Below are 25811 nucleotides of genomic sequence, written 5' to 3'. Positions count from 1 at the left end.
GGGGTCATCTCGGTTGATCCTGAACAGAAGCTCGCTTGTTCCCCTAAAGGAGTGGGATCCGGAAAAGCATCAGCCTATGGCACCTGATGGGAGTGTTGGGACACTCTTTTTCCCAACCGATTATTCCGCCCTACAAGACGCGCAAAAAAAGTCTTTTTTTCGCGCCGCATGGCTTAGAGCACTAGGGGCCATTGGAGCCGATTCCACACCCGATAATTTCCCGAATGGGATTTTTGATCCCATTTGCATTTCGGTTCCGCTACGGAACATATCTCCTCGCCACGGGATCAGAGCTGTGGGCCGCTTGGATGCTAGCGGAAGGGCGGCGATAACTTTTTTCAAAACGCATAAGCATGGAGGCGATGAGTTCGTCATATTCGGGCAGGAAATGGGTCCGACTGTCACCGATTGGCTGAGCTTCGGGCGGCTGTTGAAGCTCCGTAACGGAGCTGCTGTAATCGACGCTCCTTACGCCGATTCTATTCAGCTATTCGATGTTTAGAGGATCTTCAAAATTGAGGGATCTCCTATATTGCGGCGCGCCAGCGCTCAATTGCCCACGGTGATCGACCCGACGGCCGCGCATTGCACGGGATAATGTATGGAATGCCGTGTAATAGGCCGTGGGAGTGCGTCATGCACGCGCTGACCAACTCACCTCCGACGCCCTCAACGCACTCTGTCTCGGGGACGGTCGCACGGGCACCAGCGGCCACGGATGCGGTGCAGTTCACGGCACCGAAGCTGAATTTGTGGCCTTCCACGTTCCGGTAACCCTCACCGGTGCCCGGCCACCGCGCTGAGCGTCTGTCTCGAGCCCGCGGCATCACCAGCGGGCCTTTTCCAAGGAGTGACCAAAGGGAACAAGCCGACTGGTCGGCCCTTGCACCCGGAATCGATCAGCACCCTCGTCCAGGGGTACGGCAGAGGAGTGATCGCAGCTCCAGCGAGATCGAAAACAGTGAGGCGTTGTCCCAGCGGCCGCCGCAGAGACGGTCCGCGCGTCGCCATCAGCTTCGCAGCGCTGAGACGCCGAGCGACGCGGCAACGCTCAGCGCAAGAGCTGCGCCGCACACTCGGCGGTGCAGCCGGACGACGCGCAGCAGGTCATCGGGCGCGACGGCCCGTCCGTCGCCGAGCACACCGCGGTGCTCGACCGCGCCGTGATAACTGTTCGTGCCGCCGAGTCGCACCCCGAGGGCGGCAGCGTATGCCGACTCCACCGGGCCGGCGTTCGGGCTGGGGTGGGCGGGCGCGTCGCGCCGCACCGTGGCCACGATCGAGCGCGCGCGGCGGGGGTGCACCAGCATGGTGCACAGCACGCTCACCCGCGCCGCCGGCCAGTTGACGAGATCATCGAGTTTGGCTGCGGCCCAACCGAACTGCTCGTAACGTGGACTGTGGTGGCCGATCATCGCGTCGAGCGTGTTGATCGCGCGATGGGCAAGCAACCCCGGCGTGCCGGCCAACGCACCCCAGAACAGCGGCGCGACGACGGCGTCCGAACCGTTTTCGGCCACCGACTCCACCGCGGCGCGCGCCACCTGGGCTGCGTCGAGGCCGCTGGTGTCGCGACCGACCAGGTTGCGCACCCGCACCCGCGCGCCGTCGAGGTCGCCGCGGGCCAGCAGGTCGTGCACCGCGAGCGCCTCACGCTCCAACGATCGGCCGCCGAGCACCGTCCAGGTGGCCGCCGCGACCACCACCGTGTGCCGCGGCAGCAACCGTCCGGCGAACGCCACGGCACCGACCAGCACGCACACGTGCACTGCTCCGGCCACCCGCGTCGGTCGGTAGGTGAGCTTCTCCAAGGCGGCTGCGGTGCAGCCGAATCCGGCCACCGGGTGCAGCCGCCGCGGATCGCCGAGCACGCGGTCGGCGAGGTAGCCGGCGAGCAGACCAGCGGCACGTCGCGTATAGGGGCGCGTGCTCACTTGATCACCAGCGACTGTCCGGCGACCACCAACACCACGCGGTCGCAGACGGCCGCCACTCGTTGATTGAGCCGGCCCAGGCTGTCGGCGAAGATGCGTCCCGACCGGTGCGGGGCCACCAACCCCAGCCCCACCTCGTTGGTCACGAGCACCGCGGGTTGCGGCGGGCGGCGAGCGCGTCGGCCACCGCGTCGAACTCTGCGTCGAGCGCCCTCGCCCACTCGGCGGACGGCGCGTCCCACACCGCGAGGGCGTCGAGCCGGGCGGTGAGCCAGGTGCCGAGGCAGTCGACGAGCAACGCCTCGGTGCGGTCGGTGAGCACGGCGGCCAGGTCGGTGGTCTCGAGCACGGGCCACTCCGTGGGACGCCGCTCGCGGTGCGCGGCGATGCGATCGGCCCAGTCGGGGTCGTCGGTGGTGGGTCCGGTGGCCACGTAGACGACGGCACGATCGGCCGACATCGCGGATACGGCCGCCTCGGCCGCGGCGCTCTTGCCCGAGCGCACCCCGCCGGTGACGAGCGTCTTCATCGCAGTGCGCCCGCTGCTAGCACGAGCAGCGCGATGGTGGTGGCCAGCTCGATCGCGGCGCCCATGACGTCGCCGCTCACCCCGCCAAACCGGCGGCAACACACCCACAGCAGCCACAGCACGCCGAGCGCCGCGAACACTCCCGTCAGCGCTGCCTGCCACCAGGGCAGACCGGCCATCGTGGCCGCGCCGGCGAGCAGCGCCACGGAGACCGACTGCACCGCCGCGGCGACCGGCCACGCCACCGTGCCGGCGACCGTCGCACCCATGCCGGTCGGGCGGGCTGAAGGGATGCCGCGCAGACAAGTGAGCACCGTCGAGGCCCGCCCGACCACGACCCCCGCGGCGATGAGCAGAGCGCCCCACGGGAGTAACGCGAGACTGCCGATGAGGGCCGCCTGTAGACCCAGCGCGAGCACGAGCGCAACGACGCCCATGGGTCCGATGTCGCCGGAGTGCATGATCTCCAGCGCGCGTTCGCGGGTCCATCCGCCGCCGAGGCCGTCGACCGTGTCGGCGAGTCCGTCGAGGTGCATCGCACGGGTGGCGAGCGAAGTGGTCGCCACGGTGCACAGGCCCACCGCCAGTGGCGGCAGGTCGAGCCAGGTGCCGGCCCACGTCACCGCGGCGGCGCCGAGGGCCACCGGCAGCGCGGCGACCGGAGCAAGGGCCATCGCCCACCCTGCGGTGCGGCGGTCGATGGGGCCGATGTCGCCGGTCGGCACCACGGTCAGGGTGCCGACGGCAAGCCGGAGACCGGCCCCGGCCGGCGAACGCCTCGCCCTCATCGGGCCGCTGCGAACCGGACGACGCTCGCGGCGTCGAGCGCATCCACTGTCGCCCCGATGACGGTGACGGCGGGGGCGCGGATGTCGGCGGCCTCGGCGTCGGCCGCAATCGAAGCGAGCGTGCCGCGCACCGACTGCTGACTGGGCAGGCCGCCGTCGCTGATCGACGCCGCCGGGGTGTGGGGGTCGAGCCCCGCATCGATCAGACGACGACAGATCGCGGGCAGGGTCGCCACGCCCATGAGCACCACCAGGGTCAGGCCGCTGCGGGCGATGCCGTCCCAGTCGACGGTGCTGCGCGGATCGTCGGGCGGCACGTGGCCGCTGACCACGGCGAAACCCTGCGTGATGTCGCGATGGGTCACCGGCACACCAGCGAGAGCCGGCGCCGCGAGGGCGCTGCTCACCCCGGGCACGACACGCACCTCGATGCCTGCCGCACTGCAGGCGTTCCACTCCTCACCGCCACGCCCGAACACGAAGTTGTCACCGCCCTTGAGCCGCACCACATTTCGTCCGCGGCGAGCGTGCTCGATGAGCAGCCAGTTGATCTGCTCCTGCGGGGTGAACTCGCCGCGCGGGATCTTGCCGACGTGCACGATCTCGGCGCTGATGCCGGCCAACGCACCGAGCGGGGCGAGCCGGTCGCACACGACGACGTCGGCCTCCCTCACGGCGGCGAGTCCGGCGACGGTGAGCAGCTCGGTGGGTCCGGGGCCGCCGCCGACGAGGGTCACCCGTCCGGGCCCGGTGCTGCCGGTGGGCGCGTCGGTGGGCACGTCAGCGCGGCGGACGTCGTCGCGCAGCACCACCGCGTAGTCGTCGAGGTCCGGGTGCGGCACGATCCCGACGAGTCCACGCGACTGCAGGTCGAGCAGCCGGGGATCGGGTGTCTGCGTCTCGACGTCGACGAACAAGCCGGCCTCGAGCAGACGGTGCACGGCGTAGTCGGCATCGGCGCCCGGCCGGCGCAACAGGGCACGGTCACCCGGCTTCCAGAAGGTCATGCGGGCACCTCTTCGGGAGTGGCTGCAGCGGGGCGAGAGGTACGCGCGAGGGTCTCGTCGAGCGCCCTCAGGAAGGTGTCGATGGTGTGCGGGTCGCGCACGGCAATGCGGATCCACCGATCGGACAGGCCGGCGAAGGTGTCGCAGCGCCGCACGGCGAAACTGCTGTGTCGCAACGCTTCCCGCACCCCTTCGCCGACTTCGACGAGCACGAAGGGTGCCACCCCGGGCACCGGACGCAGCCCGCGGCGCTCCAGGGCGCCGACGAGATGCTCACGGGCGGAGGTGAGGTCACGGGCGGCCTGCGCCGACTCGCGCAGCGCACGGTCGGACGTCGTCGCGAGCATCACGGTGAGAGCGGGCGACGACACCGACCAATGCGGCTGTTGGCGGCGCACCAGCTCGATGAGTTGTGGGTCGCCGATCACGTAGCCGGCACGCAGTCCGGCCACGCCCCAGGTCTTGGTGAGCGAGCGCACGACGAGCATCGACTGCAGCTGCTCCGGGTCGGGCGAGATGCACGACTCGGTCTCGCCGGGCACGGCGTCGGCGAACGCCTCGTCGATCACCAGCACGCGTCCGCGGCGGCGCAGTGCGTGCAGGGTGGCGCGTGGGTGGAGCACACCGGTGGGGTTGGTCGGATTGCCCACGAACACCAGGTCGGCCGCGGGGTCGACAGCGGCCGGGTCGAGCACGAACCCGTGTTCGGCGCGCAGCACGAGCCGGTCGGCGGTGCGCCCGGCGGCCGCGAGCGCCTGGGCGGGCTCGGTGAACTGCGGTTCGACGATCAGCGGAGTGCGGCCCTCGATCGCGCGGGCGATGAGGGTGAACGCCTCGGCACCCCCGGCGGTCGGCAGCACCATCGACGGGTCGACCCCGTGTCGGCGGGCGATCGCGTCGCGGGCCGCCGTCGCGTCGGGATAGGCGCCGAGCCCGGCGATGCCGTCGGCGAGTTCGCCGGCCAACCAGGCGGGCGGCGCGGGCAGGCGCACGTTGACCGCGAGGTCGACGAGGTCGGGGCGGTCGCGGATGTCGTCGTCGCCGTGGTGTGCGTCGCCGTGGTGTGCGCCATGGGCGTCGGGCAACTCGAGAGCATCGGCCGCCGGACGCGGATCGACGGGGCGCGGGCCGCCGGCGGACACGTCGCGCATCGGTCGGGCGTCGGCGACCGGTGCGAACTCGTGCACCGCATCGGCGAACGCCGCCGCAAGCTGCGGGGCTCCCGCCCAGTGCGTGTGCAGGTAGGAGGCGTGCACGGTGGCGCGACCGGTGCGGGCCGGGTCGAGGGCGAAACCTTCGGGACCGCTGGGGAAGTGCCAGGCCGCCGCGGTGCCGTGACCGGGGTCGGTGCGGGTGCGGTGGAACTCGTGGCCGCGCGCGGTGGTGCCGGCCGGTCCGAGCAGGCTGTCGACGGTGAGTGTGGCGTCGCGGTAGCCGAGGGTGAGGCGCGGCTGCATGGCGGCGCGCGCGGGCAACACCCCGACCATCGGCCGGCCGTCGAGCGATTCGCACAGGTAGAGCAGGCCGGCGCATTCGGCCACCGTCGGCAGTCCCGACGACACCGCGTCGCGCACCTGGGTGAGCAACGGGGTGTTGGTGGCGAGCGCGCCGAGGTGTGCCTCGGGAAACCCGCCGCCGAGGTAGAGCCCGGTGGTGCCGGACGGCAGCTCGCGGTCGGTGGCGGGGTCGAAGCGCACCGGCTCGCAGCCGGCGGCCGCCAACATCTCGGCGGTCTCGGCGTAGTGGAAGGTGAACGCCCTTCCGCCCGCGACGGCCACTCGTCGGGCGGGTCGGTCGACGACCGGCGGAGCCCAGGGTTCGGCGTCCAACTGCTTTGCGGTGCAAGCGATCTCGAAGACCGCGTCGATGTCGATGTGCCGTGCGGTCTGCTCCGCGAGTCGGTCGAGCGAGGCCTGCGCGTCGTGCCGCTCCGACGCCGGCACCAGCCCGAGGTGGCGCGACGGTGCGCTGATGCCGGCATCGCGCGGGAGCACACCGAGCACCGGATATCCCTGCTGCTCGACGGCGCGGCGCACCTCGGCGGCGTGTCGGTCGCTGCCGGCCTTGTTGAGCACCACGCCCGCCACCCGCACCGCCGGGTCGTGGGTGGCGAGGCCGCGCACCAGCGCGCCGACCGTGCGCGCGGCCGAGGAGATGTCGACGACGAGCAGCACCGGCGAGTCGGTGAGCGCCGCGACGTGGGCGGTGGAGGCGAACCCGTCGGCTCCGAGCCGTCCGTCGAACAGCCCCATGACGCCCTCGATCACCGCGACGTCGGCAGGCGTCGGGTGCAGGCACCCGCGCAGGAACAGCGGCGCGACGAGCTCGGGCGAGGTGAGCCACGGGTCGAGGTTGCGGCTCGGCCGACCGGTGGCGAGTTCGTGGTAGCCGGGGTCGATGTAGTCGGGGCCGCACTTGGCGGGGGCGACGGCCTGACCGTGCGCCCGCAATGCGCCCATGAGGCCGACCGACACGGTCGTCTTGCCCTGGCCCGACGCCGCGGCGGCCACCACCAACCGCGGCTGGGTCACCATTCGATGCCCTTCTGGCCCTTCTGACCCTGGTCGAACGGGTGCGCGATCTTGGTCATCTCGGTGGCCAGGTCGGCGATCTCGAGCAGCTTCGGGTGGGGGTCGCGTCCGGTGATGACGACGTGCTGAAAACCGTTGCGGTCGTTGAGAGTTCGCACCACGTCTTCGACGTCGACCCACCCCCACTTGAGCACGTACGTGAATTCGTCGAGCACGTACAGGCCGTGGGTCTGCTCCTGCAGTCGCCGCTTGATCTCGGCCCAGCCCTCGCGGGCCGCGGCGGCGTGGTCGTCCTCGCTGCCGGTCTTGCGCGACCACGACCAACCCGAGCCCATCTTGTGCCACTCGATCGGCCCGCCCTCGCCGGTCTCGCGGTGCACCCGGTCGAGCGCCTCGAGCGCGGCCTGCTCGCCGATGCGCCACTTGGCCGACTTCACGAACTGGAACACCCCGATCGACCAGCCCTGGTTCCACCCGCGCAGCGCGAGCCCGAAGGCCGCCGTCGACTTTCCCTTGCCGGCCCCGCTGTGCACGATCACCAGCGGACGGTTGCGCCGCTGCCGGGTGGTGAGGCCGTCGTTGGCCTCGACGGGCGTCTGTCCTTGCACCATCAGGCGGCCTTCCCGGCGCCGGTCGACCGGCGCACCATATCGACGATCTCGGTTGCGGCCACCCGCTCCAGCGGCACGTATTCGGCGCCCATCCGGGCCGCGAGGTCGACCGCGAGCCCCATCCGGAAGCGTCCCGATTCGCAGTCGACGACCACGGTCTGCAGGCCGAGGGTCGGCCAGGCCGTCGCGATCTCACGAGCGCGGACGAGGGCGTCGGGCCCTGCGGTCGCCCTGCCGTCGGTGAGCACGACCACCAAGGGGCGCCGGTGCGGGTCGCGCAGCCGCTCGACCTGCACCGTGGCGAGAGTGCGCAGCAGCCCCTCGGCCAGCGGGGTGCGACCGCCGTGGGGCAGGTCGCTGAGGCAGCGCGCCGCCGCCTCGACCGATCCGGTGGGCGGCAGCACCAGGTTGGCGCCGGCGCCCGCGAAGCTGATCACGCCCACCCGGTCACGACGCTGGTAGGCGTCGACCAACAGGCTCATCACGGCGGTCTTCACCTCGCTCATCCGCTGCCGTGCGCCCATCGACCCGGAGGCGTCGACGGCGAAGAGCACGAGGTTCGACTCCTTGCCCTGGGTGATGCGCAGGCGCACGTCGTCGGTGGCGAACCGCAGCCGACCGTCGCGGCGTCCGCGTTCGTGTTGTCGGGGGGCCGCGGCGGTGATCGTGGCCGGGAGGTGGAGGCGCTGCGCACCGTCGGCGCGGCGGGTCGACCCGATGGTGCGACCCGCCGACGTGATGGCGGCGCTGCGGCGTCCGGCAGACCCGGTGCCGATGCCGTGCACGGTGAACGTGCGGGCTCGGAACGCCGAGTTCGGAGCGGCGACGCCGACGGCGCTGGGGCGTTCGGTGGGTGCGGCGTTGTCGCTCGCGTCGTCTCCTGCTGGGCTGTCGGCCCGGTTGTCGGAGTTGTCGCCGGCAGGGCCGGACGCGGAGGGCGTGGTCGACCGGTCGTCGGCGGGCTTTCCCGGCGAGCCGCCGTCGCCGGCGTCCCCGCTCTCGGAGGACTCGTCGCCGGATTCGTCGGCGGATTCGTCGCCGGACTCGTCCGGTTGCGGGCCGTCGGGCTCCGGGTCATCTGGGCCGTCCGGCTCCGGGCCGTCCGGGTCGGGGTCTTCATCGAGCAACCGGTCGAGCAGTTCCTCGTCGAGGCCCGGTGCGTCGAAGGGGTTGCGCCGACGCCGGTGCGGCAGCGCCAGCCGGGCGGCCACGCGGATGTCGTCCTTGGTCACCTCGTCGCGCCCGCACCAGGCGGCGTGGGCGCGGGCTGCGCGGGCGGTGACGATGTCGGCGCGCATGCCGTCGACGTCGAACCCGGCGCACACCCGGGCGATGGTGGCCAGCGCGCGGTCGCCGAGGCGCACCGAGGCGACCCGGGCCGACGCGTCGTGCAGTCGGCTGCGCAGCTTCTGCTGCTCGGGGCGGAAGCGGTCGGTGAAGGCGATCGGGTCGGCGTCGAACGCCAGCCGCCGGCGCACCACCTCAGCGCGGTGCTGCGGGTCGCGGGAGGCGCGCACCTCGACGGTGAGCCCGAAGCGGTCGAGCAGTTGCGGGCGCAGCTCACCCTCCTCCGGGTTCATCGTGCCGACGAGGGTCACGCGGGCGGCGTGAGAAACCGAAACTCCATCGCGCTCAACGGTGTTGCGGCCCATCGCGGCGGCGTCGAGGAGGAGATCGACGAGGTGGTCGTGCAGCAGGTTGACCTCGTCGACGTACAGCAGGCCGCGATGCGCCTGCGCCAGCAGACCGGGCTCGAAGCTGGTCTCACCGGCAGCGAGCGCCTTGCCCAGATCGAGCGAGCCGACCACGCGGTCCTCGGTCGCGCCGACCGGGAGTTCGACCAGTCGCGCCGGGCGCATCCGGGTGGGCGCGTCGTCGTGCGGGCCGTCGGGGCAGCGCTCGTCGCGGCGCGGGTCGCAGCCGAAGCGGCAGCGCTCGACCACCTCGACGTCGGGCAGCACCTCGGCGAGGGCGCGCACCATGGTCGACTTCGCGGTGCCCTTCTCGCCGCGCACCAGCACACCACCGACCTCGGGCGAGACGGTGGTGAGCACGAGAGCAAGCGCCATGTCGTCGGCACCGACGATGGCCGCAAAAGGAAACTGCGACAACGAGATCGAACCTCCTGACGAGTTACCACGCTCGTCATAGCGGTGGACCCACGCCGGGTTCGGCCGGGCCGACACCGCTGACGTCCTGGCTTGCTGTCGGCGTTGACCGACGGCTCACAGTGGCGGGACCGCTCCGGATTTGCACCGGATTCCTCGTTGGTGTCCGGGTCATCATGGCACAGCGACCCTGACCTAGGGTGAGGCCCCATGATCGACGTCGTGGGGGTCACCGATGCGGGTTTCGCCGACCTTCCGCAGCGGTTGCAGCGTCTTGTGAGTGACGCCGCCGTCGTGCTCGGCGGACGCCGCCAACTGGCTTCCCTGCCCGCTGCCGAAGGCCAGGTCAGACGGGTGTGGCCGTTGCCGCTCCGGGCCGAATTGCCTTGTCTCCTCGACGAATTACCGGCGGGGCGAGTGGTCGCGCTGGCCAGCGGCGACCCCACGCTCTCGGGCATCGGCAGCACCCTGATCGACTTGCTCGGCGCCGATACGGTGCGGTTGCATCCGGCCGTCTCGTCGGTGGCGTTGGCCCGGGCGCGGGCAGGCTGGTCGGCCGAGTCGTGCGAGGTGGTGACTGTCGTCGGTCGGTCGCTGCACCGGGTGCGGCGGCGCCTCGCGCCGGGCGCCCGATTGATCGTGCTCTGCTCCGACGGCACCACCCCGGCGGCGCTCGCCGACCTGCTCGTCGACGCCGGTTGTCCCGACGCGGCGATGACCGCGTGGTGGCATCTCGGTGGCGCCGACGAGGGGTGCCGGACGGCGACCGCCGGCCGTTGGGACGGCGAACGCACCCCCGATCTGGTGCTGTGCACGGTGGCGGTGCCGACCGACGCCGTCCTCGACGGGCCGGCGCCGGGGCGCGCCGAGGTCTGCTTCGAGCACGACGGCCAGATCACCAAACGCGACCTGCGGGCCTCGGCCGTCGGCCACCTGCGACCGACGCCCGGCGCGCTGTTGTGGGATCTCGGTGCCGGTTCGGGCAGCGTGGGCATCGAATGGTGCCTCGCCGGCCGCGACGCCCGGTGTGTCAGCGTCGAGCAGCACCCCGAGCGCGCAGAACGGCTGCGCCGCAACAGTGTTCGCCTCGGCGTCGACGATCTGCTGGAGGTGGTGGAGGCCCGGTCGGCCGACGCACTCGACGAGCTCGAGACGCCCGATGCGATCTTCGTCGGCGGCGGACTCACCGCCGACCTTCTCGAACGAGGATGGCGGCGGCTGCGCGGAGGGGGCCGCTTCGTGGCCCATGCGGTCACCCTCGACACCGAGCAGATCCTCGTCGCGGCCGCCGGCAACTACGGCGGCGAACTCACCCGCATCAGCGTTGAACTCGCCCGCCCCCTCGGCCGCCACCTGTCGTGGACGCCGGCCCGGCCGGTCGTGCAATGGAGCGCCGGCAAGCCCAAGGAGACCCCATGACCGTCCACTTCATCGGCGCCGGCCCCGGCGCCGCCGACCTCATCACGCTGCGTGCTGCGAACCTGCTCGGGCAGTGCACGGTGTGCCTGTACGCCGGCACGTACCTCGACGACGAGGTGCTCTCGCACTGCCCGCCGGATGCCGAGCTGGTCGACACCCAACACCTCGACCTCGACGACATCATCGCGGTGATGGTGCGGGCGCATGCCGCGGGCAAGGACGTCGCGCGGTTGTGTTCGGGCGACCCCACGATCTACTCGGCCGTCGCCGAGCAGACCCGCCGGCTCGATGCGGCGGGGGTGCCTTGGCAGATCACGCCGGGCGTCTCGGCGTACGCCGCAACGGCAGCCGTGGTCGGCCGCGAACTCACCGTGCCCGAGGTGGCGCAGTCGGTGGTGCTGACTCGGGCACAACGGGATTCGACGAAGATGCCCGAGGGGGAGGCGCTCGCGAACTTCGCCGCCACCGGCGCCACCCTGGTGCTGCACCTCGCGATCCGACACGTGCGCCGGCTGGCCGACGAACTCGTGCCGCACTACGGCGCCGATTGCCCGGTGGTCGTCGGCTCGCAGGTGAGCGGTCCGCACGAACTGGTGCTGCGAGGCACGCTCGCTGATATCGCCGACCAGGTGGAGGCCCACGGGCTGCGGCAGGCCGCCGTCATCATCGTCGGGCGGGCGCTCGCCGCGCAGGAGTTCGTCGAGTCGCACCTCTACTCCAGTCGCCGCACCCGACCCGCCGTCGGGTAGCCTCCGGAACGTCCATTGCCGGACGGATCGAGGAACCCCGTGGAAGTCGGGGACGGTCGCGCCACTGTGAGCAGCCAACGCTGCGAGTCAGGAACTCCCCGCCGGCAGTTCTTCGTCGGGACGCGTCATCCCGAGAGAGGTGCGGTGCTTTGCACATCGCCGACGGCTTCCTGCCACCCCTTCACTGTCTTGCGTGGACCGCTGCGTCCGCGCCCTTCGTCGTGCACGGCGTCCGCCGGATCAGACAGATCGTCGACGACGACCCCGAATCGAAACTGCTGCTCGCGGCGTCGGGCGCGTTCACCTTCCTGATGTCGGCGATCAAGCTGCCATCGGTGACCGGCAGCTCGTCGCACCCCACCGGCACCGGTGTCGGCGCGATCATCTTCCGGCCGCCGGTGATGGCCGCGCTCGGCACGGTCGTGCTGATCTTCCAGGCGCTGCTGCTGTCGCACGGCGGCATCACCACGCTCGGCGCGAACGTCTTCTCGATGGCCATCGCAGGACCCTGGATCGGCTACCTGTGCTTCCGGGTGCTGCGCCGCGTGCACCCGTGGATCGCGATCTTCACCGGTGTGGCGCTCGCCAACCTGTCGACGTACGTCGTCACCTCGGCGCAGCTCGCGCTGGCCCACCCCGACCCGGGGTCGGGCATCGTCGGCGCGTTCGGTCGCTTCCTCGCGATCTTCGCGCTCACCCAGGTGCCGCTCGCGGTGATCGAAGGACTCGTGGGCGTGCTGTTGTTCCGGGCGCTGCGCGACTGGGCGCCCGAGCAGCTGCGGACGGTGTTCGCGCCGGCCGCCGAACAGCCCGCGGCCGAGCCGGAGGTGGCGGGTCGTGCGTAAGCATCTGGTGACGGTGGCGATCGTGCTCACCGTGGTGGCGATCTTCGTCGTCGCACTCATGCTCGGAGCCGGCCACGGCGACCAGGGCGGCACCGACGCCGCGGCCGGTGCCGCGATCGAGAGCAGCGGTTACCGACCGTGGTTCGAGCTGCCGTTCCGCATCCCCGGCGGCGAGGTGGAATCGGGGCTGTTCGCGATGCAGGCCGCCCTCGGCGGCATCGTGCTCGGGTTCGTCGTGGGCAAGCTGCACGAGCGGCGCAAGGGCAAACGCGCGTGACGAGGTTCGCCCTCGACGACGCGGCCTGGACCAACCGCTGGCGTGCGCGCTCGGTGGCGGAAAAGGCCGTTTTGTCGGGCGGGCTGCTGCTGGTGGCGGTGTCGGCCACGGCACCCGTCGTGCCGATCGGCATCGGGTTGTTCGCGCTGCTTGCCGCGGTGGCCTGGGCGCGGGTGCCGTGGCGTACCTTCGTGGCGGCCTGGACCGGCCCGCTGATCTTCACCCTCATCGGGCTGGTCGGCGTGGTCGTGTCGGTCGGCACGGTGCCGCACCCGGTGCTCACCGCCGGGCCGTTGGCCGTCGACGAACGCAGCGTGTCGTCGGCCGTGCTCATCGGATCACGCGCATTCGGTTGCAGCGCAGCGGTGTTGCTGCTCGCCTCGACCACCCCGATCGTCGACGTCTTCGAATCGTTGCGGCGGTTGCGGGTGCCGGAGGTGATGCTCGATCTGGCCGGCGCGATGTACCGGCTGATCTTCGTGCTCGGGGCCACGCTCACCCGCACCCGAGAGGCGCAGGCGGCCCGACTCGGCTACGCCCGTGGTGCCTGCGCGCGCCGGTCGGTCGCGGCACTGTTCGTGCGCACGCTGGTGCACGGGTGGGACCGCGCCGCACGACTCGAACGCGGCCTGGCCGGTCGCGGCTACAGCGGGTCGCTGCGCATGCTGGCGCCCGAGCGGCCCGTGTCGTGGCCCTTCGTCGGCTCGTCGGCGGCGGTCGTCGCCGTGGCCGCGGCGGCGTCGGTGGTGCTGCGATGAGCGACCGATCGCAGCCACCGGTGCTGGCGTTGCACGGGGTCGACGTCGGTTACCCCGGCGCGCCGGAGGTGCTCGACCACGCCACCGTCGAGGTGTACGCCGGCCGTCGGATCGCGGTGCTCGGCGCCAACGGTTCGGGCAAGACGACGCTGCTGCGCACGCTCGCCGGAGCACTGCGCCCGACCGCAGGGCAGGTGCTCTGGCGCGGAACGGCGTTGCAGCACAGTCGATCTCGACTGAACGATCATCGGCAGCGGGTGCAGTTCGTGGGGCAAGACCCCGACGACCAATTGGTGAGCGCCGACGTGCGGCGCGATGTCTCCTTCGGCCCGACGAACCTCGGCCTGCCGGCGCCGGAGGTGCGTGCCCGGGTGGAGGAGGCGCTCGCGCTGCTCGACCTGCTGCCGCTCGCCGACCGCCCGGTGCATCACCTGTCCTACGGGCAACGCAAACGGGTGGCGCTCGCCGGGGCGATGGCGATGTTGCCGGCGGTGATGCTGCTCGACGAGCCAACGGCGGGGGTCGACGACGTCGGGGTGCGTGACGCCCTCGACGCACTCGCCCGGCTCGAACGAGCCGGCACCACCGTGGTGGTGTCGACCCACGACAGCGACCTCGCTTGGGCGTGGGCCGACGACGTGGTGCTACTGCAGCAGGGCGGAATTCGACAGGGTTCGTGCGCCGAGGTGATGTCGGACGCCGACGCCCTCACCGCCTCGCGGGTGGCCGTGCCGGCCGTTGTGCGGGTGGGCGCCGCGTTGGGGCTCGACCTGCTCGCCGACAACCGTCCGCGCACCGCCGACGACCTGGTCGGGTTGGTGCACGCCCGCGGCTGAACTCACTCCACGTAGCGCGGGGTCCACACGTGGCCGGTGGGCGACACGCGGGTGCTCGAGGAGCCGATGATCACCAGGCACTTCATGTCGACGGTGGCGGGGTCGAAGTCGCCGAGCGTGGTGACGGTGGCCGACTGCTCCGCTCGGCCGACGTCGCGCGCGACCACGACGACGGTCGACGGGTCTTTCACCTCGAGCAGCACATCGCGGGCTGCGAACAACTGCTCCGGACGGCTGAGCGAGCGCGGGTTGTAGAGCGCGATGACCAGGTCGACGGACGCCGCGGCGCGCAACCGGTCGGCCACCACCTGCCACGGCTTCAGCCGGTCGGACAGCGACATGATCGCGAAGTCGGCGCCGAGCGGGGCGCCCACGAGCGCCGCGGCGGCCTGCGCGGCCGAGACGCCGGGGGATACCTGCACCGGCACCTGGGCGTAGAGCGGGTCGTTGGCCACCGCGTGTTCGGCGGCCTCGAACACCGCCGACGCCATGCCGAACACCCCGGCGTCGCCGCCGGACACCACGGCCACCTCGTCGCCGCGGGCGGCGAGATCGAGTGCCAGCCGGCCCCGCTCGACCTCCACCGTGTTGCCGCTGGCGTGGCGGGTGAGGCCCTCTCGCTGCGGCACGCGATCGACGTACGGCGCGTAGCCCACCACGTGATCGACCCGTCCGAGCAGCTCGGCCACCTCTGGAGTGAGCCAGCGGTCGGGACCGGGGCCGAGACCGACGACGTGCACGGTGCCGGGTGTGCTGCCGGTTGCTGTGTCGGGATCGGGCTCGTGTCCCTCGTCGGGCCGGGCGTGTTCACCGATCTGTCCGAGCATGCCTAGACCCTATGCGGGTGCGTCCGGACCGAACGGCATGGGTTCGGTCGGACGCGTTGTCGCGCGAAACCAGCGTCCTGGCGCCGCGTCTGCTTGCGAAATTTGCGGTCCTTCGTCTCGGCGTGTCGCGTGTCTCAGTGATTTCACAGGCTGTTTGATGCCGTCAGTCTGCACCGTTCGGGCGTTTCTGCCGTGACCGTTTCTGGTTCGGAAGGATGTAGGTATGCCACGAAAGTTTGATCCTGCGTTGAAGGAACGAGCGGTGCGGATGGTCGCCGAGCAGGTCCACGAGGTCGGGACGGTGACCAAGGCCTGCGAGGTCGTCGGTGCCCGTCTGGGCGTCGGTAAGGAAACCGTCCGGGGGTGGGTGCGGAAGGCGCCATCACCCGGCGACAGTGACCCGACGGTTCTGCGCAAGCCGGACACTCCTGAAGTCAAGCAGTTGAAGCGGCGGATCCGGGACCTCGAGGAAGACCTCGAGATCGCGAAGAAGGCCGCAACTTTTTTTGCGGGGGAGGTCAAGTCCCGGGTAGTTGTGTATCGGTGCGTGTTCCTTCGATGGGTTGGTTCAGGCGGTGAGTGCGGGCAGGGTGTCGGCTCCGATCTCGGGGTCGGTGGTGGTGAGGTTGGCGCGGCAGCGGCTCAGGACTTCGAGGCCGAGGTAACGGCGGCCTTCGGCCCATTCGTCGGTTTGCTCGGCCAGGACCGCTCCGACGAGGCGGATGATCGCGGCCCGGTTGGGGAAGATCCCGACCGAGTCGGTACGACGGCGGATCTCGCGGTTGAGGCGTTCGGTGGGGTTGTTCGACCAGATCTGGGACCACACGTCTTTGGGGAACTTGGTGAACGCGAGGATGTCCGCGCGGGCGGCATCAAGATGGTCGTGGACCTCGGGCAGCTTCGCTACGACATAGTCCAGGAGCCGGTCGAACTGAGCCTGCACACTGACCGCGTCAGGCTGGTCGTACACGCTGTGCAGCATCGCTTTGACCGCCGGCCACATGCTCTTCGGCGTCGCGGACATCAGGTTCGCGGCGTAGTGGGTGCGGCAGCGTTGCCAGGACGCACCAGGCAGGTTCGCCGTGATCGCCTCGACCAAACCGGCGTGGGCGTCGGAGGTGACCAGCCGCACCCCGGTCAGGCCGCGGGCGACCAGATCGGCGAAGAACCCGTTCCACGCCGTGTCCATGCTGGCCCGGTTTCGCTGGTGGCCACGCGCATGCCGAGGACCTCGCGGTGCCCGTCGCCGTTGACGCCGGTGGCCAGGAGCACGACCGCGTTGATGACCCGGCCGCCCTCGCGGACTTTCATCGTCAACGCGTCCGCGGTCACGAACGTGAACGGGCCCGCATCACCCAACGGGCGGTGGCGGAACTCCTCGACGAGCTGGTCCAGGTCGGTTGCCATCGGGCTCACCTGTGACTTTGACAAGGAGTCGATGCCGAGCTGCTTGACCAGCTTGTCCATCCGGCGGGTACTGACGCCGGCCAGGTAGCAGTCGGCCACGACGGTGATCAGCGCGGACTCGGCCCGTTTACGGCGTTCCAGGAGCCATCCGGGAAAGTAGGTCCCGGTACGGAGTTTGGGGACGGCGACGTCGAGGGTGCCGACCCGGGTGTCCAGGGGTCGGTGGCGGTATCCGTTGCGTTGGCCGGTGCGGCTGGGGGTCGGTCGCCCGTACTCGGCGCCGACGACAGCGTCGGCGTCCGCGGACAGCAACGCATTGATCACTGACTGCAGCAACGAACGCATCAAGTCAGGACTGGCCTCAGCGAGGGCTTCACCGAGCAGGCCGGCAGGGTCGACAATGTGTGGTGCGGTCATCGTGATGACTCCATTCGAGAGTGCTGTGAGAGGTTCACTCGAAGGATCACGCGGTGGCCGCGCTCACGTCCACAACCAGGACGATCACAGCGACCGCGCTACACCACTATGCGGGACTCAACTTTCCAGTGACGAGGCGTAACCGGTCTTGAGCCGGCAGGAGCCTCAGGGTGGCGCCGGGGGAGAGGGTTGTGAGGCGTTCGCGGACATCGCGCAGCGCGACCCCGTTGACGAGGACGGCGGCGACAAGGGCGAGTTTCAGATCGGTGAGGGCACTAGCTAGGTCCGGTTTGAGGAGGGACCCGGTGACGATGAGGCCGGTGAGGCCAAGCCATATGAGCGATTCGAGGCCACCGGCAACGCCGGGCCGCAACTTCCGGTAGTCGCTGGCGTCCGGTGAGCCACGCGAGCCCGTACCAGTCGACGCTGAGGACTGCGCCGAGTCCAACAGTCAGGCTGATGACGTGGAGGGCGACGACACCGGGACGGAGATAGTCGCTGACGGGAATGAACCAGCACCATTGGTCGCCATTGGCCGCGGCCCGCCCCGTAGCAGGCACGGGCGTCGTCTCGCTTGCCTAGCGCGTCATCGCGGGCGCAACCGCGCCCGGCTCCACGACCCGGCCTCAAAAAACCGACCAGTGCGTATACTTCCGCCACGGTCAGGAGCCACAAGGGGAAATCATGCGCGAAGCGCATCAGGCAGGCGGCTGGCATGGGGTGGACCGTCGACTGGTCCACCGCAGCGCCAACGCGGAAGTGTTCGTCACCGGCACGCGGGCGAGTGAGGACCACATCATCGTCACCGCGCAATGGCCGAGAACACATTCACTGTTCATCGGCGACGGCGAGTACGACCTGTCGATCCTGATGGAGACATTCCGGCAGGCGGCGATCTTCGCAACGCACACCCACCTCGGCGCACCCGCGGCGTCATCGTTCGTGATGGCCGCCATCCGCGTCGACCTACACGCTCGGGATGCGCTGGCGGTCGGGGTTGCCCCGGCCGAGATCGACATGGTGATGCGGGTTGACGGCGCCCGCACGGGCGACCGGTGGCGACGGTGGGTCGACTGGGAGGTGAGCTACCTGCGTGACGGGGCACCGTTTGCGACGGCTTGGGGACGGTGTCGAGCGCATCGAACGGAGGACTTCCGACGACTCCGCCAACGGATGGCGTGCATGTGGAGCTCGGATCTTCCAATACCCGCCGGTGATCCGACCCGGTGCATCGTCGCTGCTGGTAATCGGTACCGCCTGCGGGTCGACCCGGCGGACCCGGTCCTTTTCGACCATCCCTTGGATCACGTGCCCGGGATGCTGCTGATCGAGGCGGCGTTGCAGATTGCGGCCGACCGTGGGCTCAACCGGCGCACCGTGGGGCACGTCGCCGCGGACTTTTCCGGTTTCGTGGAACTATCCGACGTGTGCGAAGCGAGCGTCACAGCGACCGACCCAGGCATCACCGTGCACTTCGAGCAAGCAGGGGTTGTCCGTGCGGAGATCGCTGTCCGGACGATGACCGCAGGCGATGGACTGCGTGATGGGTAGGTGTTAGAACCTCAGGGCAGCGAAAGCGTCGGCGGTGAACAGGTTCGGCCCGATCATCGTCCAGAACGACCGGAGCCGATCGGTCATGTCGACGTAATTGCTGTAGATCAGTGACGACAACTGGATCCCGTTGGCGCACGCGGTGAGGGTCGCGGCGACTGCGTCTGTCGTCCACGTCGGTTGCGCGCTGCCGTCGGCGACCGCTCCCGTTGCCAGCATCTTGACGGTGCGCAGCCATGCGTCGAATGCTGCGCGTTGTTCGGCGTCGAAGCCGTGTCCTTCAGTGGTCATCCGGACGGAGGCGCGGACGAGCTTGTCGTGTTGGAGGGCTTGCGCGAAGGTGTTGCCAAGGTCGACGAGTTGTTGTGCGCCACTCGTGGTGGGGTCGAACGTCACGGTCTCCAACCAGTTCGTCTGCAGGACGAGGATGGTGCGCCCGAGGTCCTCTTTGGATTCGAAGTGGAAGTACAACGCTCCACGGGTGACGCCGGCCGCTTTGAGGATGTCGTTGATGCTGGCCCCTTCGTAGCCGGTTTCGGCGAAGACGTCGGCCGCACCATGGAGGATTCGATCACGCGTTTCGATTGCGCGGGCCTGCTGTGCCATGTGAGGTGGCGGCTCCTTCGGGCTGGTCGACTGGCTCGTTCGGGCTCGCTGGCGAAGGCATCACAGACCGCGTGGTCGCTATGTTCGAGCCCTACGGGTGCCGTTTGGAGCAAAGCCGTAGGAACACCTTGCCATAGGCCGGGACCCGCCGGACCACCTTGGTCCTGTGCTCGAAGATGCCGGGTGACCGCCCAGGATGCGTTCGATGACGCGCTGGCACGGAAGGATGGCGACGCGACCTGTTTTCACTGGCCGGTGATTCGCACGGTGGACAGTCGACGATGGATTGGGCGGCTCCGATTCGACAATGTGGGCGGTTCCCTGGCTGGCGCCGCGGATCCACGCGGGGCAAGGGGAGTTCGCCCGTCGGCGTCGGGTCGCGAGGGTACGCGCGCTTCTCTGAGGGGCTTGGTCGGTGGGCCCCAGCGGGACACGCGGTCCTGACCGTAAACTCGTAGTCGTTAGTGAAAATCTCCCATCGCACAATAAAGACCGATCGGTATTATTTAAGGTAGGTTTGCGTCGCTGAACCGCACGCCTGGGTCACCCGGACGGATGCGGACCGGCACACGAGGGGACGCACTCGGCGGACCTCAACACAGGGAGGACAACACGACCATAAAGGCAGTACGACTCGCGATCGCGACAACCATGATCGCCGCTGCAACCGGTGTCACCGCAATTACGGCGGCCGACGCATCCGATGCGTGCGGTGCAAACCGGGCGTGCTTGTACGGTAACAACGACTACAAGTGGAAGCTCAGCGAGCGTGCCCCCGGGTACGGTCTGTACAACCTGACCTCAGGGGTGAATGACGAAATGGACTCCTGGATCAACCTGACCCGCACCAACGCTGCAGGCTACGAGCACGCCAACGGTGGCGGCGACTGCCAGACGTTCGCTTGGGGCTCGCGTGACAACAACGTGAACTTCGCCAATTCGGACGAAGTGTCCTCGTGGCGCACGAACCGGGGCTGCTGAACCAGTAATGAGCGACGCGCCCGACCCGTTGTCGACCGACGTTGTCCACGCCGTCGAACTGACGAGACGATTTTCGTCCGGACCCGATGTGGTCACCGCAGCGGACGGCATTAACTTCGTCGGGAAACGCGGAGAGTTCGTGTGCATCCTCGGAGCCAGCGGGTCGGGCAAGTCAACCTTCATCAACCTCATCGCTGGGCTGGAACAACCTGACCACGGCGCCATCACCGTTCATGGTGAGCGTGTCGATCGCATGGACGAAGCCGGACGAGCCCGGTTGCGGATGGAGACGGTCGGTGTTGTCTTCCAGGAGCACAACCTCATCGAGGAGTTCACCACCCTCGAGAATGTTGCGCTCCCTTTGGAGATTCAAGGGATCAGTGAGACCGACGCGCAGGACCGTGCGGCGAGCGAACTGGCGCGGGTCGGCCTGTCCGCCCAACGCAACCGCTTCCCACGTGAACTGTCGGGTGGGCAGCGGCAACGCGTCGGGATAGCCCGCGCACTGGTGGGAGACCGGAGCGTCCTGCTCGCCGACGAGCCCACGGGTGCCCTCGACACCACCAACTCTCGAGCGATTTTCCAACTGCTGCGCGACCTCGCCGACTCCGGCGTTCTCGTTGTCGTCTGTACCCACGACCTTGACTGCACCACCTACGCCGACCGTGTTCACGAAATCCGCGACGGTCACCTCGTGGTGGCGGACCGTGCCGCGCTGCGATGAACCTTCCTCTGCGCCTTGCCCGCCGTTTCAGCCGGGCAGCGTTCATCCGGTGGGTCCCGACGATCGTCGCAGCGGCCATGGTTTTCATCGTCACCATCACCCTGGTCGTCCAGGCGTTGACTCTGACCGGAGAGCAACGCACCCAGCGCGATCACGGTCGCATGGGCTGGCGAACGGACTTGAGTCAGATCGAGCAGAAGGGTCATCTGCCACGGCAGTTCGCTTCGATGGCGGCCGCGCTGCGGCACAACGGGGTTTCCGACTACGACATCGAATGGGCGACGTTCGACATCAAACCGTCGGGTGCTCCGACCGAGTTCACCGAGTTCCTCGAACGGGACTGGAGGTCGAACCCGCTGCCGGGCCGATTCGTCCTGACCAGTGGCCGGATGCCACAGGCGCCGGGTGAAGTGGTCGTCACACATGCCACCAGCGGACACGTCGCCAACGGGACGTTAAGTGTCCTGTCCGGGACGGCGCGCCTGTCGGTTGTCGGGATCGTGGATGACAGGTACACGCGAAAATCACAGATCCTTGCAGCACCCGGCACGGCCGCGCGGTTCAGCGACGCAACCTTGGCGGCGTTCCCAACACTCAGCGGCCTCACCGCCGTCTACTGGGACGGTGATTCGATCGATCGGGTCACCTCAGCCCTCGCACCGATCGTCGCCCGCGTGACCGGCCAACAGCGCCCGGCTGTGGTTCGTAACTTGTCGGCAGCAACAACATCACGGGCCGAGTCCGTGGCTAGGCCAGCGCCAACGTTCACACACCGCTTCCCCCTGATCGGGTGGGTCCTGGTAGCCGGGTTGCCGCTCGTCGCCGGGATCGCAGCCGCCGGTTCAGCGCGCCGACACCTCCACCGGCGAACCCTCACCCTCCGATCGGTCGGGGTCGACCGGCGCACCGCGATCACCGGCCTAGGTGTTGCGCTCACCCTCAGCACCCTGCTGTGGGTCACCGTCGGAACAATCATCGGCGTTGCACTCGCAGCGTTGCTGCGGGTCGTGATCGCACAGACCTGGGCCTACCAACCGCTCGCGCCGCTGCGTTTGCCGACCGGGTCGGTCCTGGTCGCGGCGAGTTGCGCCGTCGCAGGCGTAGTCATGACCGCACTGCCCGGGTTGGGTGCCACACCCGCGCGTCGAGCGAGTTCGGCCGGTGCCTCGTGGCTGACTTTCCTGCGGCGAGTCACGGCGGCAGCAGGGTGCGCCGCGGTGATCGCGTTAGCGGTGTCGACGAACACGACGAAAGAGTCGATGATCCTGGTCGGTGCGTGTCTGGGGGTGGCAGTGTTGGTGATGCCGGACCTCGTACCACTCATTCTCCGACGGGTACCCGAAGGTGCCCCCAGTCAACGCCTCGCGGTGCGACAACTACGCGCGGACAGCAGCCGCGCCCAAGCCGCAATCCTCACGTTGGTCGTCGCTGTCGCTGTCCCGGTCGCGTTCTTCACCCTCGTATCGACCGTCACCCACGCCGGCAACGACGCTCGTGTTGCGACTGTGCCCCGCGGGCAAATCATGGTGAGCGACGGTCAGAGCGGCATCGGCGCACCGAGCACCGACGTCGTCAACGTGGTCAGGGCGAACCTGCCGGCCGCGCGGACCGTGGTCCTTGGCGCCGCGTCCGGCGCGGCGGGACCAGTCGCGATCGAGAACGCACCCGCAATGGGTGTGTGGACGGTGAACGGGCCCGCAGACGCGGAACGGCTCATTGGTTCGCCCTTGACCGAGGCGCAACGCGTCACTCTGGACCGGGGCGGGATACTCGTGTGGGACGACAAACCGGCCGGAACCCGCCGCCTCACATCTTGGGCGCAAACCACTTCGGGTCCGGACGGTGCGCATGTCGCGGCTGTCGTGGACGCGACACCGGCGGTCATCGACCCGTCGTGGCAGCGAAACGCGTCCGGGCTCATCACCCGTGCGGGCCTTGAGCGGCATGGGCTGCGTAGCGACGGTGGGCTGGTCGTGTTCACCGGTGTGTCAGACGGTGACGCGCAAGCGGTCGCGCGGGATGTGGTGGCCCGCGGGATCGACATCAGCCAGGTCGTTGTGCACGAGGAACCGAACAGTGTCGTCGTGCCGTTGGCGTTCACTCTCGCGGCCATCATGCTCGCTGCGGTCGTCGGGTTCACCGCCTTGGTGCTGTTCCGGGGCCAAGCCCGCACGATGAGCCGGTACCTCGCGAGTCTGGTTGCGATCGGTTTGACGCCGGTGTGGGTTGGCAGGGTGCTGCTGCGACAAGCGGTGATCATCTGCGTCGTCGGCACCCTCATCGGCGCTGCGATCGGTGTCGCCAGCGTCATCGCATTCAGCCGAGCCCACCAAGGCCTTCCACTTGTCGTCCCGTGGGTCCCGATCATCGCGACGACAGGGTTGGGTGTGAGCGCCGCATTGCTGTCCTCGGTGCTGTCCGGACGGCGCGTCCGTGCCACCGATCGGTTCACCGACTGATCTAGCCCTGCACGTGCACCGCGCACTGCGCCGCGCATCAACATCACGCACCAACAACGTCTGCTCGGGGAATGGAGACACATGCACCGCCGGATCGTCGCGACCTGCTCAATCGTTCTTTCGGTCTCGTCGCGGTCATCGGCAGCGTCCTCACTGTCTTCAACGACCGGTCGTTCCCGACGAGCCTCGGCGCGACCACCAGCGTCCGACTCGACTTCGCCCGTTCATCACTCAGCGACGGCGACGCGTTCCACCAGCTGCAAACCATGGACCGGCAGAGCCACCTCGGACTGATGCGCGTGGCACCCGACCTCGCCGGGCGCGGACAAGACCGGGTTTACATCACCGTCGGAACCCGACACGCGCCGCGGACCATCACCGCGTTCGACCCGAACGTCCGCAGCCAAGTCCTGAAGCGCCCCAGGTTTGATGCCGCATCTTTCTGAGTTGGAAGGATGTTGTTCATGCCGAAGAAGGTTGATCCCAAGTTGAAGGCTCGGGCTGTGCGGTTGGTGCTGGAGCACCGCCGGGAGTACCCGTCGTTGACTGCCGCGGTAGCGGCGGTCGCTGGGCAGCAGGGCGTGGGCCAGTCCCTACGCCGGTGGGTCGCCCAGGCCCAGGTCGATACCGGCGACCGGCCCGGGGTTACCACGCACGAAGCCGACGAGATCCGACGGTTGCGTGCCGAGAACCGGCGGTTACGGGAGGACGTCGCGGTCTTGAAGGCGGCCACGACTTTCTTCGCGGGGGAACTCGACCCCCGCAGTCGATGATCATGAGGTTCATCGAGGACATGCGCGATCAGGGCTACGCGGTCGAGTCGGTCTGTCGAGTGCTGCGTGAGCAGGGCTGTCAGATCGCCGCACGCACCTACCGTGCCTGGATCACGCGGCAGGCACCGTCGCGACGGACGGTCGGGGACGCGTTCGTGATCGACGCGATCCGATCGATCGTATGGACCACGGACGAGGACACCGGGAGTGTGCGGATGACTCCCGAGGGGTTGTACGGGCGCCGCAAGATGCTGGTCGAGGTGCGTAAGACTTATCCGTGGGCCACGCCCGGCTCGGTTGATCGTGCGATGAAGTCGTTGGGACTCAACGGTGTTCGCCGCTCGAAGGGAGTACGAACCACGATCCCCGCCGCCGATGGAGTGCGTGCAGGAGACCTGCTGAACCGGGACTGGGACTGCTGAAGGTTCGGTTGACACCTAATCTGTGGGGACATGAGGTCCCCGCTGGAAGGATATCGACATGCCTGCCAGTTCCGTGCTCGGCCCTACGTCGCCGCTTTGCACCGGGCCGGACTGGTCGGGTCGATGGGACGGGTGGCCTCCAGCGCGGACAACGCCGCGATGGAGTCCTTTTTCGCGCTCCTGCAGAAGAACGTCCTGAACAGCCGCCGGTGGAGCAGCCGCGCTGAGTTGCGGCTGGCGATCGTCACCTGGATCGAACGGACCTACCACCGCCGACGCCGGCAGCGCGCCCTCGGCAAGACGACACCGGTCGAGTTTGAGACCATCTACTGGCCGACGAAAGCGGCCTGAACCACCACACCGTGTCAACCGAACCTTCAGCAGTCCCCTGTGACTCTGGAAGAGAATGACTTCGCGTGCCTCACGCCATGCCCACAGGGGCGGCAAGCCAGATCAGGCGTCCCTCATCCGGGCAGCCGGTTTCGCGCCGACGGCCCGCCCCGCAGAGTCGGCTCGACGGTCGAGCCCGGGCACCACGATCAGCGACATGTACGGCACGGTCGCCGGGTCGACGTCGGCCACGGGCAACACCCGCTGACCCTCGCGGGAAGCGCGTTCGACGTAGACGGCGCGATCGAGCACGCCCGCCTGGCGCAGCGCTTCGCGCACTCCGGTGAAGGTGCGGCCGAGCTTCATCACCACGGCTGCGTCGCTGTCGGCCAAGCGGCGCGCAAGCTCCGGCACGGGGAGGGTGCCGGGCAGCACGGTGAGCACGTCCTCGTGGCGCGAGATCGCCTCGGCGGCAACGGCCGTCGCGGCGGCGAAGGCGGGAACGCCGGCTACCACCTCGGTCGGGTAGCGGTCGGCCAGCCGCTCGTGCAGGTAGGTGTAGGAGCCGTAGAGCATCGGGTCGCCCTCGGCGAGCACGACCACCGACCGGCCGGCGTCCAGATGAACAGCGAGGCGCTCGGCGCATTCGTTGTAAAACTCGGCGAGCTGCGCGTGGTAGCCGTCCGGGTGGGTGGCCGCGCCGGTGGTGACCGGGTAGCGCAACTCCTCCTCGATCGCCGCGGCCGGGATGAGCTCGGCGGCGATGGCGCGCGCGTTGGAGGTGCGGCCGGTGCCGGCGTGATAGACGACCACCTCGGCCGACGCGATGAGCTCGGCCGCGCGGCGGGTGATGAGACCGGGGTCGCCCGGCCCGACGCCGACGCCGTACAGGCGGCCGGATTCAGCTGTGGCGGAACGCATG

General features: G+C 69.3%; 21 protein-coding genes, 4 pseudogenes, 2 riboswitches and 1 other annotated feature. Of the genes and pseudogenes, 14 read left to right on the top strand and 11 right to left on the bottom strand.

The genetic code is table 11. The annotated features are described in order from the left end of the window. Window positions 1–1010: 1010 nt before the first annotated feature. The 7 genes and pseudogenes from cbiB to MF407_RS14195 all read right to left on the bottom strand — a co-directional run bounded on the left by cbiB (window position 1011) and on the right by MF407_RS14195 (window position 9511). Window positions 1011–1934, bottom strand: a complete 924-nt coding sequence (cbiB, locus tag MF407_RS14225) for an adenosylcobinamide-phosphate synthase CbiB (RefSeq protein ID WP_239702687.1) — start codon at window positions 1932–1934, stop codon at window positions 1011–1013. Further along, window positions 1931–2463 (bottom strand): annotated as a pseudogene (locus tag MF407_RS14220) (bifunctional adenosylcobinamide kinase/adenosylcobinamide-phosphate guanylyltransferase). Before MF407_RS14220 ends, cbiB begins: the two are co-directional and overlap by 4 nt. Next, complete coding sequence (locus tag MF407_RS14215) at window positions 2460–3251, bottom strand: adenosylcobinamide-GDP ribazoletransferase (protein ID WP_239702686.1); 792 nt, start codon at window positions 3249–3251, stop codon at window positions 2460–2462. Before MF407_RS14215 ends, MF407_RS14220 begins: the two are co-directional and overlap by 4 nt. Beyond that, window positions 3248–4258, bottom strand: a complete 1011-nt coding sequence (gene cobA, locus MF407_RS14210; protein ID WP_239702685.1) for a uroporphyrinogen-III C-methyltransferase — start codon at window positions 4256–4258, stop codon at window positions 3248–3250. The genes MF407_RS14215 and cobA overlap by 4 nt, the downstream gene beginning before the upstream one ends. Continuing rightward, window positions 4255–6792 carry a cobyrinate a,c-diamide synthase gene (locus MF407_RS14205; protein ID WP_239702684.1) on the bottom strand — a complete coding sequence of 846 codons (2538 nt, stop codon included), beginning with the start codon at window positions 6790–6792 and terminating at the stop codon, window positions 4255–4257. The genes cobA and MF407_RS14205 overlap by 4 nt, the downstream gene beginning before the upstream one ends. Then, a complete protein-coding gene (gene cobO / locus MF407_RS14200; RefSeq protein ID WP_239702683.1) occupies window positions 6786–7400 on the bottom strand; it encodes a cob(I)yrinic acid a,c-diamide adenosyltransferase in 615 nt (204 codons plus the stop codon). The genes MF407_RS14205 and cobO overlap by 7 nt, the downstream gene beginning before the upstream one ends. Beyond that, window positions 7400–9511, bottom strand: coding sequence for a VWA domain-containing protein (locus MF407_RS14195; RefSeq protein WP_239702682.1), 2112 nt, complete (start codon window positions 9509–9511; stop codon window positions 7400–7402). Before MF407_RS14195 ends, cobO begins: the two co-directional genes overlap by 1 nt. Before the next feature lie 57 nt (window positions 9512–9568). Next, a riboswitch (cobalamin riboswitch) is annotated at window positions 9569–9710 on the bottom strand. A gap of 8 nt (window positions 9711–9718) precedes the next feature. Between MF407_RS14195 and cbiE the strand changes: the two genes are divergently transcribed. From cbiE to MF407_RS14165, 6 genes are all read left to right on the top strand, one after another. After that, window positions 9719–10927, top strand: a complete 1209-nt coding sequence (cbiE, locus tag MF407_RS14190; protein ID WP_239702681.1) for a precorrin-6y C5,15-methyltransferase (decarboxylating) subunit CbiE — start codon at window positions 9719–9721, stop codon at window positions 10925–10927. Next, window positions 10924–11676, top strand: coding sequence for a precorrin-4 C(11)-methyltransferase (gene cobM / locus MF407_RS14185; protein WP_239702680.1), 753 nt, complete (start codon window positions 10924–10926; stop codon window positions 11674–11676). Before cbiE ends, cobM begins: the two co-directional genes overlap by 4 nt. Continuing rightward, a riboswitch (cobalamin riboswitch) is annotated at window positions 11653–11794 on the top strand. (Overlaps the previous gene by 24 nt.) A 31-nt stretch (window positions 11795–11825) precedes the next feature. Continuing rightward, a complete protein-coding gene (locus MF407_RS14180) occupies window positions 11826–12521 on the top strand; it encodes an energy-coupling factor ABC transporter permease (RefSeq protein ID WP_239702679.1) in 696 nt (231 codons plus the stop codon). Then, window positions 12514–12798, top strand: a complete 285-nt coding sequence (locus MF407_RS14175) for an energy-coupling factor ABC transporter substrate-binding protein (protein WP_115921602.1) — start codon at window positions 12514–12516, stop codon at window positions 12796–12798. Before MF407_RS14180 ends, MF407_RS14175 begins: the two co-directional genes overlap by 8 nt. Beyond that, window positions 12795–13556, top strand: coding sequence for a cobalt ECF transporter T component CbiQ (gene cbiQ / locus MF407_RS14170; protein ID WP_239702678.1), 762 nt, complete (start codon window positions 12795–12797; stop codon window positions 13554–13556). The genes MF407_RS14175 and cbiQ overlap by 4 nt, the downstream gene beginning before the upstream one ends. Beyond that, window positions 13553–14392: an ATP-binding cassette domain-containing protein gene (locus MF407_RS14165; protein ID WP_239702677.1), complete on the top strand. Its 840-nt coding sequence runs from the start codon at window positions 13553–13555 to the stop codon at window positions 14390–14392. The genes cbiQ and MF407_RS14165 overlap by 4 nt, the downstream gene beginning before the upstream one ends. 2 nt (window positions 14393–14394) lie before the next feature. On the opposite strand, the gene cobJ is transcribed toward MF407_RS14165, so the two are convergent. Together cobJ and MF407_RS14155 are read right to left on the bottom strand one after the other, a co-directional pair. Then, on the bottom strand, window positions 14395–15219 hold the full coding sequence (gene cobJ / locus MF407_RS14160; protein WP_345770874.1) for a precorrin-3B C(17)-methyltransferase: 825 nt from the start codon (window positions 15217–15219) through the stop codon (window positions 14395–14397). Between the two features lie 568 nt (window positions 15220–15787). Beyond that, a pseudogene (locus MF407_RS14155) lies at window positions 15788–17043 on the bottom strand (IS256 family transposase). A gap of 148 nt (window positions 17044–17191) precedes the next feature. Between MF407_RS14155 and MF407_RS15710 the strand changes: the two are divergent. Together MF407_RS15710 and MF407_RS14150 are read left to right on the top strand one after the other, a co-directional pair. Further along, window positions 17192–17326: a hypothetical protein gene (locus MF407_RS15710; protein ID WP_275578273.1), complete on the top strand. Its 135-nt coding sequence runs from the start codon at window positions 17192–17194 to the stop codon at window positions 17324–17326. Between the two features lie 401 nt (window positions 17327–17727). Further along, window positions 17728–18594, top strand: a complete 867-nt coding sequence (locus MF407_RS14150) for an AfsA-related hotdog domain-containing protein (RefSeq protein WP_239702676.1) — start codon at window positions 17728–17730, stop codon at window positions 18592–18594. Between the two features lie 3 nt (window positions 18595–18597). Here the strand turns inward: MF407_RS14150 and MF407_RS14145 are convergent, their stop codons facing one another. Then, window positions 18598–19200, bottom strand: a complete 603-nt coding sequence (locus tag MF407_RS14145; RefSeq protein WP_239702675.1) for a ScbR family autoregulator-binding transcription factor — start codon at window positions 19198–19200, stop codon at window positions 18598–18600. A 651-nt stretch (window positions 19201–19851) separates the two neighbouring features. Between MF407_RS14145 and MF407_RS14140 the strand changes: the two genes are divergently transcribed. The 6 genes and pseudogenes from MF407_RS14140 to MF407_RS14115 all read left to right on the top strand — a co-directional run. Beyond that, window positions 19852–20181, top strand: coding sequence for a peptidase inhibitor family I36 protein (locus MF407_RS14140; protein WP_168990122.1), 330 nt, complete (start codon window positions 19852–19854; stop codon window positions 20179–20181). 7 nt (window positions 20182–20188) lie between these two features. Further along, complete coding sequence (locus MF407_RS14135) at window positions 20189–20905, top strand: ABC transporter ATP-binding protein (RefSeq protein ID WP_129624482.1); 717 nt, start codon at window positions 20189–20191, stop codon at window positions 20903–20905. Continuing rightward, entirely contained in the window at window positions 20902–23364 is a 2463-nt protein-coding gene (locus MF407_RS14130) for an ABC transporter permease (protein ID WP_129624481.1), read from the top strand. Before MF407_RS14135 ends, MF407_RS14130 begins: the two co-directional genes overlap by 4 nt. Before the next feature lie 71 nt (window positions 23365–23435). Further along, complete coding sequence (locus tag MF407_RS14125; RefSeq protein ID WP_129624480.1) at window positions 23436–23810, top strand: hypothetical protein; 375 nt, start codon at window positions 23436–23438, stop codon at window positions 23808–23810. Between the two features lie 18 nt (window positions 23811–23828). Next, window positions 23829–24550, top strand: a pseudogene (locus MF407_RS14120) (IS3 family transposase); the annotation flags it as partial. Further along, window positions 24098–24229 (top strand) — a sequence feature (AL1L pseudoknot). Its footprint overlaps the pseudogene before it by 132 nt. Window positions 24551–24625: 75 nt before the next feature. Then, window positions 24626–24910: pseudogene (locus MF407_RS14115) on the top strand (integrase core domain-containing protein); the annotation flags it as partial. A gap of 102 nt (window positions 24911–25012) precedes the next feature. Here the strand turns inward: MF407_RS14115 and MF407_RS14110 are convergent. After that, complete coding sequence (locus MF407_RS14110) at window positions 25013–25810, bottom strand: precorrin-2 C(20)-methyltransferase (protein ID WP_239702674.1); 798 nt, start codon at window positions 25808–25810, stop codon at window positions 25013–25015. Window position 25811: the final 1 nt, after the last annotated feature.

Origin of the sequence: Yimella sp. NH-Cas1 (assembly GCF_022359705.1) — a bacterium.
GTDB lineage: Bacteria > Actinomycetota > Actinomycetes > Actinomycetales > Dermatophilaceae > Yimella > Yimella lutea.
This window is presented reverse-complemented; position numbering and strand designations above follow the sequence as displayed.

Bases quoted from the DNA above. Each gene is read 5' to 3' on its own strand.
- MF407_RS14215 (WP_239702686.1), bottom strand. From the start codon at position 3,251: ATGAGGGCGAGGCGTTCGCCGGCCGGGGCCGGTCTCCGGCTTGCCGTC.
- cobA (WP_239702685.1), bottom strand. From the start codon at position 4,258: ATGACCTTCTGGAAGCCGGGTGACCGTGCCCTGTTGCGCCGGCCGGGC.
- MF407_RS14205 (WP_239702684.1), bottom strand. From the start codon at position 6,792: ATGGTGACCCAGCCGCGGTTGGTGGTGGCCGCCGCGGCGTCGGGCCAG.
- cobO (WP_239702683.1), bottom strand. From the start codon at position 7,400: ATGGTGCAAGGACAGACGCCCGTCGAGGCCAACGACGGCCTCACCACC.
- cbiE (WP_239702681.1), top strand. From the start codon at position 9,719: ATGATCGACGTCGTGGGGGTCACCGATGCGGGTTTCGCCGACCTTCCG.
- cobM (WP_239702680.1), top strand. From the start codon at position 10,924: ATGACCGTCCACTTCATCGGCGCCGGCCCCGGCGCCGCCGACCTCATC.
- MF407_RS14165 (WP_239702677.1), top strand. From the start codon at position 13,553: ATGAGCGACCGATCGCAGCCACCGGTGCTGGCGTTGCACGGGGTCGAC.
- cobJ (WP_345770874.1), bottom strand. From the start codon at position 15,219: ATGCTCGGACAGATCGGTGAACACGCCCGGCCCGACGAGGGACACGAG.
- MF407_RS14150 (WP_239702676.1), top strand. From the start codon at position 17,728: ATGCGCGAAGCGCATCAGGCAGGCGGCTGGCATGGGGTGGACCGTCGA.
- MF407_RS14145 (WP_239702675.1), bottom strand. From the start codon at position 19,200: ATGGCACAGCAGGCCCGCGCAATCGAAACGCGTGATCGAATCCTCCAT.
- MF407_RS14140 (WP_168990122.1), top strand. From the start codon at position 19,852: ATGATCGCCGCTGCAACCGGTGTCACCGCAATTACGGCGGCCGACGCA.
- MF407_RS14135 (WP_129624482.1), top strand. From the start codon at position 20,189: ATGAGCGACGCGCCCGACCCGTTGTCGACCGACGTTGTCCACGCCGTC.
- MF407_RS14130 (WP_129624481.1), top strand. From the start codon at position 20,902: ATGAACCTTCCTCTGCGCCTTGCCCGCCGTTTCAGCCGGGCAGCGTTC.
- MF407_RS14125 (WP_129624480.1), top strand. From the start codon at position 23,436: ATGGAGACACATGCACCGCCGGATCGTCGCGACCTGCTCAATCGTTCT.
- MF407_RS14110 (WP_239702674.1), bottom strand. From the start codon at position 25,810: ATGCGTTCCGCCACAGCTGAATCCGGCCGCCTGTACGGCGTCGGCGTC.